Here is an 11,411-nt window from a genome sequence, read left to right on the forward strand (position 1 = left end):
ACGCCGTTCCGGCATGCGCGCGACGGTAACGTCCGCCGCGCGACAGACGCCCGCCGCGAGGCGGGCGTCTTCCGGTTCAAATCGTGCGATCGGCCGTAGCGCTTCCGAGCTTGCGCAGCAACTCCGAGCCACGCCGCGTCAATCGGGCGATCCTTGCGCCGCTGTCGCGCCGCTCGATCTCGACCAGCGCCTGGCGCTGGAGCGTCACGAAATCGAGTCGCTGGACTTCCACTTGATACGGTGAACGCTGCACGAGCAGCAACGTGGACAATTCGTGGGGACTGAGCATTCGCTTCTCCATTCGACGTGAGTCTTCGACGTGAGTCGCTATCCGGCCGCCCGATACATCCTAGCCTGCAAAAAAACGCCGATCCGCTACAGGCTTGTTTCAACTCGTTACGTTGTTACATTCGCCAAACGACGCAACCCCAATTCATGGGGCCGCGCCGCCTCGTTGTCATCGATCGTATAAAGTGCGCGAACGAGTCCTGCGCTTTTGCTTTGCGTATCGGGCGCGGTTGCCGTTCAAACAGCGCCCGTCCGCCGTGCTCCCCTGACCTCGTCATGAACGGTCGCCGCGTGCGACACCGGGGCATGAAGGGCCAGCAGCACGAAAGCCGGGCGGGCCAGAATGGAACGTTTCATTTTTGTTCTCCTCAGAACGCGTAACGCATGCCGGCGAAGACGCTGCGGCCTTCGCCCGGGTAGAAGATCGCCGTGCTGCTCGCGGTGCGCGCGTTCGCGACCGTGCTGATGTCGCTGACGTAGCGCTTGTTCGTCAGGTTGCGTGCGTCGACGAACAGCGACAGCCCGTTTCGGAAGTCGTAGCCGGCCTGCAGTCCGAGCAGCGTGTAGCTCGGCACGCGCAGCGTATTCGCATCGTCGGCCCACGCGCCCGACGGCACCCAGTCGAGCGTCGCGGCGATGTGGAAGCCGCTCGGACGCGCGTAGCCGAGCGTCGCGCGCAGCACGTTGAGCGGCACGCCCGCGATCCGGTTGTTGCCGTACTGCGGATCGTCCTTGAAGCGAAAGTCGTTCAGGTTCCAGAGCCCCGACAGCGTGATCTTGTCGCCGACGCCGCGGCCCGTGACGTTGCGGAACAGCTCGACCGACGCGCCGGCCTCGATGCCCTGCAGGACCGTCCTGTTCGCGTTGAACGTCGACGCCGGAACGTCCGGGTTCGTCGTGTACTGCAGCAACTGGTCGCGCACGATCGAGCGATACGCGGTCACGTCCCAGCTCACGCGGTCGCGCGTGCCGCGCGTGCCCAGCTCGAGCGTCCACGCGTGCTGCGACGCGAGCGGCGTGAAGCGAGTCGTGTTCGAGAAGGTCTGCGTCAGGTCGGTGAAATCGGGCACGTCCTGGCTGCGCGTGACGTCGACATACGCCTGCGTGTTCCTGTCCGGCTGCCACAGCAGGCCGAGTTTCGGATTGATCCCGCTGTAGGTCGCGCTCGTCGACTTGTAGGCCCGATCGGTCGCGAGACCGCCGTTGTCGATGTACTCGCGCACCGAGCGCAGCGCCTTCACGCCGGTCATCAACGCGACCGACGGCAGGAAGAACAGCCGGTTCTCGACGTAGGCCTCGTAGTTGAACGCCGTCTGCGTGGAGTCGAGCGTCTGCCTGCCCTTGTCGCCGTTGACGTTCACGTACTGGTTCGCCTGCGTGCGTCCGCCGAAGAAGCGCGCGCCGACGATCAGGTCGTTGCGCATGCCGCCGACGCTCAGGTGGCCCGTATAGCGCGGCGCGAAGCCGTACGTCCAGCCGTCCTGATCGAGCGCCTGGAAGATCGGGTGATAGAGGCTCTTGTGAATCGCCCACGTGTCGAACTGCAGTTCGCCGGAATCGAGCTTCACCGTTGTCCGGTTCGCGATCCGCTCGGTGCGCGTGTTGCGCGCCTGGTCGCCGGATAGCGCGCTCGGTGAGGCCTTCGTCGGATTGTTCAGCGCGTCGGACAGCGACAGCGTTCCGGGCAGCAACTGGTCGACGACGTACACGCCGACGTAGAAGCGCGTCTCGACCATCGGGCTGAAGCGGTAGCCGACGTTCGCGTTGAACTGCTCGTACTGGCCGCGTGCATGATCGCGATAGCCGTCCGTGTGATTCACGCTGAAGTTCGCGAGGAAATCGAGCGGGCCGATCACGCGCGAGATCTGCGCACTCGTGCGGACGGTGCCGTAACTGCCGCCTTCGACGCGCAGGATGTTCGGTGCGTCGGCCGTGTACGCGGTCGGCGTAACGAAGTTGATCGCCCCGCCCAGTGTCGACGAGCCGTACGCGAGACCGTTGCCGCCCTTGTGGACCTCGGCCGCCTGCAGCGCGAGCGGATCGATCTGGTAGAAATCGCCGCTGCCGTCGGCGAGGTTGGTCGGTATGCCGTCCTGCAGGATCTCGAGGCCGCGCGTGTGATACGCGCGCGCGATCCCCGAACCGCGGACCGACAGGCGCAGCTCCTGTCCGTAGCGATTCTCGACGAACACCCCGGGCACGTCCTTCAGCACGTCGCGCAGCGTGAACGCGTAGGTATTTTTGTAGCTGTCGGCGTCGACGAAGCCGACCGAGCCGACGGTCTGGCCGAGCGTGTTCTTCAGGTGCTCGGTCGATTTCGACGTCAGCGATTCCGTCGTGCGGGTGGCGTTGACCGTGATCGCCGGCAACGCCGGCTCGGCCTGTGTATCGGTCGTCGCGGCGGCGCTCTGCGCGCATGCCGCGGACGTGGAAAGAACAGAAATCGCGCCGGACAGCGCGATGGCGATTCGGGATAAAGGAAACATGTCGTTTTTCGTATGGTTATGGTGAAAACGGATCGTGTACGGCACGCGCCGCGCGCGGTCGCGGCATGGCGTGCCGTCATGGCGGGCGATCGGATCGAGCGCGCCGGCGCGGAACGAATCAGGCCGCCGCGCGCGCCGCACGGCCGAACAGCAACCGGTCGACGAGCCACACCGCGACGATCGTCATCCCCATCAACGGAAACACGATCCCGAGCAGCACGAGCCCGGCGATCCAGGCGCGCATCGGCGGCGCACCACGTTCGCGCGTTGGTGCGCCCAGCTTGCCCGCCGGGCGGCGCTTCCACCACATCACGGCACCTGTCACGGCCATCGCGGCGAGCCCGAGCGACAGTACCGCGCATATGATCTGGTTCGCGAGCCCGAAATACCGGCCCATGTGCAGCGACGTGCCGTACGACACGGCCTGCGACACCGCGCCGTAATCGTCGTAGCGGATGTCCTTGAGCACTGCCCCGCTGTACTGGTCGATGTAGATCGTCCGCTCCGCCTTCGGATCGGCCGGAAAGTACGACGCGGTAAACACGCCGTCCGGGCCGGCCGGCAGCGCGAACGTGTAGCCGCTCGTCACGCCGAGCGCCGCGACGATCGCGATCGCGCGGTCGAGCGTGAGCGGCGTCGGCGTCGGCGCCGACGGCGAATGCGGAACGGGCACGTTGCCGACCGCCCACGGCGTCTGCGGCAGCGGCAGGTCGTCCATCACCATCCCCGGCATCGAGTCGCCGCCATCGTGGTGATGCGCGGCGGGTGCGGCGGCACGCGCGTTCGCGCCCGCCGGTGCCGCGCCCGGACGCGACGAACGCAGGGGCAGGCCGCCCCATGCGCCTTCCGGCGCGCCGAGGTTCACGGTCGCCGCGAGTTCCTTGAAGGACTTGCCCCACGATCCCGACCACGGCAGGCCCGTCAGAATGAAGGCGACCGTGCCGGCGGCGAGCCAGACGCCCGCCGTCGCATGGATGCTCTTCCACAGCGGCCGGCCGCGCAGCGACAGGTCCGGCCGCAACGCGCGCCCGACGCGCGCCGTTCCGCGCGGCCACCACAGCGCGACGCCGGTGCCGATCATCACGAACGTCCAGCACGCGGCAAGCTCCATCAGCAGCTCGCCCGTCTTGCCGAGCAGCAGCTTGCGATGCAGCATCCGGTCGATCTGCATGAAGCGGCGCTCGACGCTCAGCGTGCCGAGTACGCTGCCGTCGTACGGGTTCACATAGACGCTCTCCCGGCTGCCGTCGCGGAGCCGGAACACGAATTCGGCGCTGCGATCCGGCGCATCGGATACCTGCGCGGAAACCGGCACCGCGCCGGCCGGCATCGCGGCGCGCGCCTTCGCGAGCAGCGTGTCGGCATCGCGTTTCGGCGTATCGCGCGGCTCGACGATCAGCCGGTGCGGATACAGCAACGGCTCGATCTGCGGCTGGAAAAGGTAAAGCGTTCCGGTGATCGCGAGGATCACGAGGAACGGCATCACGAACAGGCCGGCATAGAAATGCCAGCGCCAGAGCGTCCGGTAACCGGCGCTTGCGGAACGAGCAGGCGAGATCGCCTGCCCGACGGTGGTCGACATAGTGTTACCTCCTTGTTGTCGTCGATCGCAAGGGGCGGCCCGGGCCGGCCCTCGTCACGACGCGATGCGCGACCCGGCAGCGACGACGATGCCGTCTCAGGTTGCGCGCGGCTCCGACCGGCGGCGGCACGGTACGGCGCGCGCGGGTCGAAACGGCACACGTGCCGCGGCGGGACGTGCGACGTAGCGGCACGCGCCACGCGGCGCGCATGCCGACGTCGCCCGCGCGACGCGAGCATTCGGTTGAATTGATGTAGCGAGTTCAGCGAGACGAACGGCGTGGATACCCGTGCACGTCGACGCGCGTGGGCAATCCACCGGAACGTTTAGCAGAACTGAGGCGGGGCGCGGGAAGGCGGACGATCGTCGAATATCGATCGTGCCGGGAGAATACGGTCGGGCGGAAGCCGGAAACGCCGCGGAGCCGCGGCGGGAAACAGCAGCACGAGCAGCACGAACGACGCCAGTGCGGCGAACAGTGCCGCGCTGAACGCACAGACACCGTTGCTGCTATCGGCGGACGCCGGCTTGCCGGCATCGGTACCGTTCTTGAGCACGTCGACGAGCGCCATTGCGTCGTTGGCCGGCGTGATCGACGCGCTCGCATCGAAACGCGCTGTCAGCGCGGTCGCGCCGAGGATCAGCGGACCGCGGCCGGAGCACAGCACCACCGAGCCCGCATCCGGACCGTCCGGATCGAGCATCACGGCGCCCGACATCAGCGCGCGAGACAGCAGCGGCACGAGGATCAGAATCCACAGAAGCTGTCGCGCGACGCCACGCCGGTGCAGAAAGTGGCGAAGTGCGTTCATGGCGCGGGATTGTACATCGGCCCGGTACAACAACCGATTCCCCTGTTGCTATACCGGCCATCAATCCGTTCGCGGGGTTCGGTTGATTTCGCTGCCATTTCAACCACGCAACAGCGGCGTGACGACGCGCTCGAGGCGATCAGCGGTCCAGGCAGGCTTCGGGTCATCCCAGCCGTTGTCGACGAGGAGCCCGTTCCGGTCGATCGTGAAGTTCACCGGAATGCGCCAGACGCGGCCATACGCGCCGGCATAAGCACTGCCCAGCAGGCCGACCGGAAAGCTCAGGCCGGCCGCCACGTGCCGGACGTCCGCGAGACTCTCCGGCCCGTCCAGACTGAATCCGAGCACGCGCAAGCCTTTCGCCGCATGACGCGCGGCATACTCGGACAACAGCGGCAGCTCGGTTCGGCAGGGCTCGCACCAGGTCGCCCAGAAAGTCAGGATGACGACGTTTCCGCGCAGGTCGTCGGTGGCGATGCTTGGTCCGTCGAGCGTGTGCAGAACCAGTCCGGGCGCGGGACGACCGACTGCCAGGCCGCCGGCTTGCGCGGCCGGCAGCCAGCCGCCGGCGCAGGCACCCAGCGCCACGCCTGCGGCCGTGCGCAGCCAGTCGCGCCGCGACCGGCCGCGACCGGCGCGCGGCGACCTGTCGATGTCAGAACGCATAGCTCGCCCCCACCGTGCCCGACCAGCGCGGGAAGAGCTGATAGCCGCTGAGGCGGCTGTACAGCGACTTCTGCACGAACGCGTAGACGTTCAGGTTCTTCACGACGTTCACCGTCACGCCGGGCGACAGATAGACGACCGTGCCCGCCGTGTTGGCGGTGTCGGCGAGTGCGCCCTGGTCCGCGCTCTTGCGGGTCACGTTGATCTGGAGCTGCGGGACGATCCTCGGGTTCTCTTCATAGCGCAGGCCGACGCTGACCGTCGCGAGGTTGCCGGGCCGATAGTCCTGGCCGAGGCCATGAAGATTCTCGATCACGGCCGACTGGAATTGGCCGTTGACGAACGCGTCGAAGTTCTGGCTGACCGGCTGGTAGTAGTACGCGCCGACGATAATGTCGGTGCTGCCGGTGCCGGGCTGCAGGCTCGCATCGAGCGTCTGGCCGCCCGCGCTGTTCGGGCCGGACGAGAAAAACACCGGGCTGCGGCCGACGGTAGCGCCCGTCAGCACGTTCTGGCCGCCGTATTTCCCGGTCGGCAGCTTGACCCCGAGCTGCACGCCGAGATTGCGGGTCGGCAGAAAACCCTGATAGCTGGCGATCAGCTTGATGTCGCCGAGCCCCTTGCTCGTGACGCCGCTCAGGTTGTCGGGGGTGAGCTGATCCGGCGTCGCGTTGCCGTACGTCGAGTGGCCGCGGTCGATGAACGGGACGATCGCGCTGAAGTTCCACTTCGGGTTCGGGCTGTAGTTGATCCCGAGGTTCCAGTAGCGGTTGATCGTCTGGTGCTCGACTTCCTGGCTGCCGCCTGCCGCGTTGATCGCCGCCGGCACGCCGGGCGACACTGCGCTCGTTCCGCTGCGCAACTGGTTCTGCGGAAGGAAGGTGTAATCCAGGCTGATGCGCCAGCCGGGCATCGCCGAATAGCCCATCGCGGCATCGGTGCTCAGCGAGCAGCCGCAGGTTGCGCACGCACGGGCGGCGATCGGCAGGGTCAGGCCGGTCAGGCAGACGAGCGCGGCGAGGGCCGCGTCGACGGTTTTCTTCGATTCGATTCGCATGTCATCCAACTTTCATCTGGCATGGACGCGCACGCGCGATCCGCGTGTCGCGGATGCACGATGTGGCGTGTCCGAATTGCAAACGAGCGGCCAAAGGCGTTCCGCGCGATTCGGCGGAGCCTCGTTATGTGGCCGGAAATGATCGCTTCAGATGAAGGACGGTGAATCCCGCGGGCGGGCTGCCCGGCGGACGTCCCGAGAGACGAACGCAAGCGAAACGGAAGGTTGTTCGACGCCGTAGCTTTCGACCGCGTGCAGTTGCGGCATCGCCGATGCCGGCGCCGGCACGTGATGGGCAAGCAGATCGCAGTATCCGCACGCATCGAAGTGGACCGCCGGCGCGTGGTTGTCGGCGTCGGACTGCCGGTCGACCGAGCAGATCGGTGCGGTCGGCGTATGCCCGTCGCGAGCGGCGAGCCCCTGGCTCACGATCGGCGCGAAGACGACGAGCCACATGGCGAAAATGCCAAGCCAGGCGGTCAGTCGATTGCGGGAACGTGCGGTCATGATGGCGGGCACCGGAAAGTGCGAGCATTCTAGTTGAAACGGGTTGCGGCGAGCGGAAAATTGCGATCCGCGCAACACCGCATTGATTTGTATTGCCGAGTTGCATGGCCGGCAGCTGATGCGTGACGTCCGGCAAAAGCAACAGCCCGAGTGATCCATCAGCGCGCCATTGATGTTAGGATTTGGCGCTTCCTGCCGCTTTCCTTCGCGGCTGCGAATGCGGGCTTTCGGACGTGTTGTCGTTGCGGTGAATTTTCCCTGGAGATTCTCACATGGACAGACGTGACGCATTATTCGGTACCGGGCTGCTGGCGCTTTCCGCACTGGCAACGATCGAACGGGTTTCGGCCCAGGAAAGCGCCCCCGCGGAAACCTCCCACCTGCATCATGGCGGTCACTATCAGGCGCTTGCCGATACGGCAGGCGTGTGCGTGTCGAAGGGACAGGCCTGTGTGAGCCACTGCATCCGTCTTCTCGGCAGCGGGAACCAGGACCTGGCCGCCTGCGCAACGAGCGTGTCGCAAATGCTTTCTCTTTGCACCGCGCTCCAGCAGCTTGCCAATCAGAACTCGCCCCATGTTCCGGCGCTTGCCAAAATCGCACTGGATGCATGCAGCGATTGCGCGGCGGAGTGTGCCAAGCATGCGGACCAGCATGCTCCGTGCAAGGCCTGCATGGAATCGTGCCGAGCGTGCGCCAAGGAGTGCCGGGCAGCGTTGGCAACCTGAAGGCGGCAGCGGACGCGTACTGCGGTCAAGTCGCGGAAACGCTTTCGCGCGTCCGCCGGCACTTCAGCTTCGCCGTAGTCGGGTGATTTCAGTCGTCGCCTAATGGAAACGCCGGGTAATCTGGCGTCGATTTTTCGCATACTGTTAGTATGAATCGATGCTGGATTGCACAGCCATGCTCAGCCGCCGCCTGAAGATCGGGGCTTATCTCGGGATGCTTGCCATCCTGCTGAACGTGGTCGCGCCGACGGTGTCCCAGGTGCTGCGCGACGCGCATGACGGTGTCGAGCATCACGCTCATCATTTGCATCACCATCATCCGGCCGTCGAGGTTGCGCTGGATGCCCATGCCGGGCACCACCATGATTCCGATTCGTCGCCGCTCTGCGACGCGTGCCCTTATTGCGGACTGATTGCGCACTCTCCGGCCTTGCCCAGCGTCGCCGTCGTATCGAGCGTCGCGCCGCTGAGCCGTGTCTTCCCTCCCCCCTTCATCGCCGCGGCGTTCCGCCCGTACACGGTGCAGACGCCGGCCCAGCCGCGCGCGCCCCCCGCCTTGTCCTGACCTTCGTCGAGGTTCTCCCGCGATGTCGTTAAACGGCATCGCTGGTCGTCGCGCGTCTGTTGCGGCGGCCTCTGTCAATCATTCGAAATCGGGACCTAATCATGCGAACCACATTCAAATGGGGCGCCGTTGCGCTATGCGCGCTTGCGTCAAGCGTCGCGTCGTTCGACGCCACCGCTCACGCGGTCGTCGGCGACCGCGTCTTTCCGGCGACGATGGCGGTCGACGACCCGGGCGTCGGCGACGAATTCAACGTGCAGTTCAGCCACATCAAGGTGCCGGACAGCAACGGCAACGACATGAACGTCAACACGGTGTCATACGAGTGGGACAAGTTGATCACGAAGAACCTCGCGTTCAGCGTCGCGAGCAACTACGCGAGCCAGAACTCGCCGGACGGCAACGCGAAGGGTTGGGACAACATCACGCTCGGCGTCAAATATCTCGTCTATGCGAACGCGCCGCACGAATTCATGGCGTCGGTGGGCTTGCTCTCCACCATCGGCGGAACCGGCGCCAAGTCGATCGCGAACGAGTTTTCGACGTTCACGCCGACCGTCTATCTCGGCAAGGGCTTCGGCGACCTGCCCGCGTCGCTCGGCTACCTGCGGCCACTTGCGATCACCGGCACGATCGGCCCGAACCTGACGACCGCGTCGTCCGATACCGGACCGAACTCGCTCGGCTGGGGCGTGACGGTGCAATACAGCATTCCGTACCTGCAGTCGCAGGTGAAGGACCTCGGACTGCCGCAGCCGTTCGCGAACCTGATTCCCGTCGTCGAATTCCCGATGAGCACCTGCACGGAGGGCGCATGTGCCGGGCAGACGACGGGCACCATCAACCCCGGCGTGATCTGGATGAACCGCTACGGCCAGTTCGGCATCGAGGCGCAGATCCCCGTGAACCGCGCGACCGGCTCGCATACGGGCATCCTGGTGCAAGCCCATATCTACTTCGACGACATCTTCCCGAACTCGATCGGCAAGCCGCTGTTCTGAACGACAAGGAGCCTCTCATGAAACTGCACGCAACCGCACGCACCGCCGTTGTCGCGCTGATGCTCACCGGCAGCCAGCTCGCACATGCGCATGCGTACCCTACCCATCAGGCGCCGTCCGCCGGCTCGACCGTCTCCGCGTCGCAGAAGGACGTTGCGATCGATTTCGACGACGGGCTCGAGCCCGCATTCAGCTCGATCACCGTCACGGATGCGCATGGCAACACCGTCACGAGCGGCAAGGCCGTTGTCGACCCATCGAACAGGAAACACATGTCGGTGGCACTGAGCCCGCTGGCCGCGGGCGTCTACACGGTGTCATGGGTTGCCATTGCCGCGGACGGGCATCGCACGCAGGGGCATTACACGTTCACGGTGAAATGACCATGGAGCCGCTCGTCGCAGCGCAGATCGTTCTCGCCGCAGTACAGAACGTGCTGTTTGCGACAGCGGCCGGCTCGCTCGCGTGCGCGGTGATGGCAAAGCGCAGCGGCATCGGCGCGCCGGCAACACTGCGCGGCTGGCAGGCGGGTCTCGCGATCGCGCTGGCGCTCACGGCCGTCGCCTACCTGTGGCTGCAGGCCGCCGTGATGAGCGGCGCGCCGCTGGCCGAGGCCGGTCGCGCGGTCGCCGTCGTGCTCACGGCATCGCACTACGGCGTCGTGTGGTCGGTCGGGTTCGTCGGCGCGCTGCTGGCAACGCTGAGCCGCCTGCCCGGCCGTCGCGGCCTGCCGCTGTTCGCCGCGGGCCTCGTTGCGTGGGCGGCGGGCAAGGCCGCGGCCAGCCACGCGGCCGACGCGGGCGACCTGTCGGTGCGTGAAGCGATCCATGTCGTCCATCTGTGCGCGACGGCGCTATGGGCCGGCAGCGTGATCGTCGCGGCGGTGGTGCTGCGCCGGTCCGCGCCGATCATGCGCGACATGGCGGAGCAACAGGCCGCGTTCCGCAGCGGACTGTCGTATCTGGCTACGGCTTCGCTGATCGTCGTGCTGATCACGGGCTTCTATAACGTGATGCAGGACACCGCGCACGCCAGCGCGCCGCTCCTCGGCATGCCGTGGGGCCGGCTGCTCGCCGCGAAGCTCGCGTGCGTCGCCGCCGCGGTAGCGCTGGGCGGCTGGAACCGGCTGGTGGTCCTGCCCGTGCTGTGCGCGCATGCGCAGCACGAAGGTCCGGGCTTCACGACCGCGCAAGCCCGCTTCGACACGTGGCTGCGCGTCGAGGCGTTCGTGATGGTCGCCGTACTCGCGATCGCGGCGGTGCTGGGGCATACGTCGCCGACCGGCGGCTGACGAGGCTGCACGTGATCCATGTCCACTTCAGCCCCCGCACCACAGATCATGCGACATTCGTCGCATCGCAGTATCCTTGTGCCCAATCCTCAATCCATACTCGCCTCATTACACGGGAGAAACCATAATGAAATCGAATCTCAGCCGACGCGCCCTGCTTGCCGTTGCGCTCGCCGGCGTTGCCGCGACGGCCACCGCCACGGCACAGGCCGCCGAAACGGAACAGTGCTTCGGCATCGCGAAAGCCGGCCAGAACGACTGTGCAAGCAAGACCGGCGTGCACGGCTGCGCGGGCGACGCCAAGGTCGACAACGACAAGGGCGACTTCAAGAACGTGCCGAAGGGCACCTGCGGAAAAATGGGCGGCACGGTCGGCATCTGATGCGCGCCATTCCGCAACGCGATCGCGTGCACCTCGTGGAGATCGG

13 protein-coding genes are annotated in these 11,411 nt (G+C 66.3%); 6 read left to right on the plus strand and 7 right to left on the minus strand.

Features of this window, described 5'->3' with window-relative positions:
- Positions 1-76: 76 nt before the first annotated feature.
- The 7 genes from ACV229_RS27320 to ACV229_RS27350 form a co-directional block, all read right to left on the minus strand.
- A complete protein-coding gene (locus ACV229_RS27320; protein WP_448086232.1) occupies positions 77-289 on the minus strand; it encodes a hypothetical protein in 213 nt (70 codons plus the stop codon).
- A gap of 367 nt (positions 290-656) precedes the next feature.
- Positions 657-2,774: a TonB-dependent receptor family protein gene (locus ACV229_RS27325; RefSeq protein ID WP_448086233.1), complete on the minus strand. Its 2,118-nt coding sequence runs from the start codon at positions 2,772-2,774 to the stop codon at positions 657-659.
- A gap of 118 nt (positions 2,775-2,892) precedes the next feature.
- Positions 2,893-4,356, minus strand: coding sequence for a PepSY-associated TM helix domain-containing protein (locus tag ACV229_RS27330; protein ID WP_448086234.1), 1,464 nt, complete (start codon positions 4,354-4,356; stop codon positions 2,893-2,895).
- A 326-nt stretch (positions 4,357-4,682) separates the two neighbouring features.
- A complete protein-coding gene (locus ACV229_RS27335; RefSeq protein ID WP_448086235.1) occupies positions 4,683-5,168 on the minus strand; it encodes a hypothetical protein in 486 nt (161 codons plus the stop codon).
- Positions 5,169-5,267: 99 nt separating this feature from the next.
- The gene (locus tag ACV229_RS27340; protein WP_448086236.1) at positions 5,268-5,834 is read right to left on the minus strand and encodes a peroxiredoxin family protein; all 567 of its coding nucleotides are present in this window, start codon (positions 5,832-5,834) and stop codon (positions 5,268-5,270) included.
- Positions 5,824-6,891 carry a transporter gene (locus ACV229_RS27345; RefSeq protein ID WP_448086237.1) on the minus strand — a complete coding sequence of 356 codons (1,068 nt, stop codon included), beginning with the start codon at positions 6,889-6,891 and terminating at the stop codon, positions 5,824-5,826. The genes ACV229_RS27340 and ACV229_RS27345 overlap by 11 nt, the downstream gene beginning before the upstream one ends.
- A 147-nt stretch (positions 6,892-7,038) precedes the next feature.
- Positions 7,039-7,410 (minus strand): DUF2946 domain-containing protein, encoded by a 372-nt coding sequence (locus tag ACV229_RS27350; RefSeq protein WP_448086238.1) that lies wholly within the window; start codon positions 7,408-7,410, stop codon positions 7,039-7,041.
- 260 nt (positions 7,411-7,670) lie between these two features.
- Between ACV229_RS27350 and ACV229_RS27355 the strand changes: the two genes are divergently transcribed.
- From ACV229_RS27355 to ACV229_RS27380, 6 genes are all read left to right on the plus strand, one after another.
- The gene (locus ACV229_RS27355; protein WP_448086239.1) at positions 7,671-8,126 is read left to right on the plus strand and encodes a four-helix bundle copper-binding protein; all 456 of its coding nucleotides are present in this window, start codon (positions 7,671-7,673) and stop codon (positions 8,124-8,126) included.
- Positions 8,127-8,301: 175 nt separating this feature from the next.
- Positions 8,302-8,691, plus strand: a complete 390-nt coding sequence (locus tag ACV229_RS27360; RefSeq protein WP_448086240.1) for a DUF2946 domain-containing protein — start codon at positions 8,302-8,304, stop codon at positions 8,689-8,691.
- Between the two features lie 101 nt (positions 8,692-8,792).
- Positions 8,793-9,692: a hypothetical protein gene (locus ACV229_RS27365; RefSeq protein ID WP_448086241.1), complete on the plus strand. Its 900-nt coding sequence runs from the start codon at positions 8,793-8,795 to the stop codon at positions 9,690-9,692.
- A gap of 17 nt (positions 9,693-9,709) precedes the next feature.
- Positions 9,710-10,075 (plus strand): copper resistance CopC family protein, encoded by a 366-nt coding sequence (locus ACV229_RS27370; protein WP_448086242.1) that lies wholly within the window; start codon positions 9,710-9,712, stop codon positions 10,073-10,075.
- Positions 10,076-10,077: 2 nt separating this feature from the next.
- A complete protein-coding gene (locus ACV229_RS27375; protein ID WP_448086243.1) occupies positions 10,078-10,983 on the plus strand; it encodes a CopD family protein in 906 nt (301 codons plus the stop codon).
- 127 nt (positions 10,984-11,110) lie between these two features.
- A complete protein-coding gene (locus ACV229_RS27380; RefSeq protein WP_448086244.1) occupies positions 11,111-11,365 on the plus strand; it encodes a BufA1 family periplasmic bufferin-type metallophore in 255 nt (84 codons plus the stop codon).
- The last annotated feature ends 46 nt before the right edge of the window (positions 11,366-11,411 follow it).

Source organism: Burkholderia sp. MR1-5-21 (assembly GCF_053427715.1).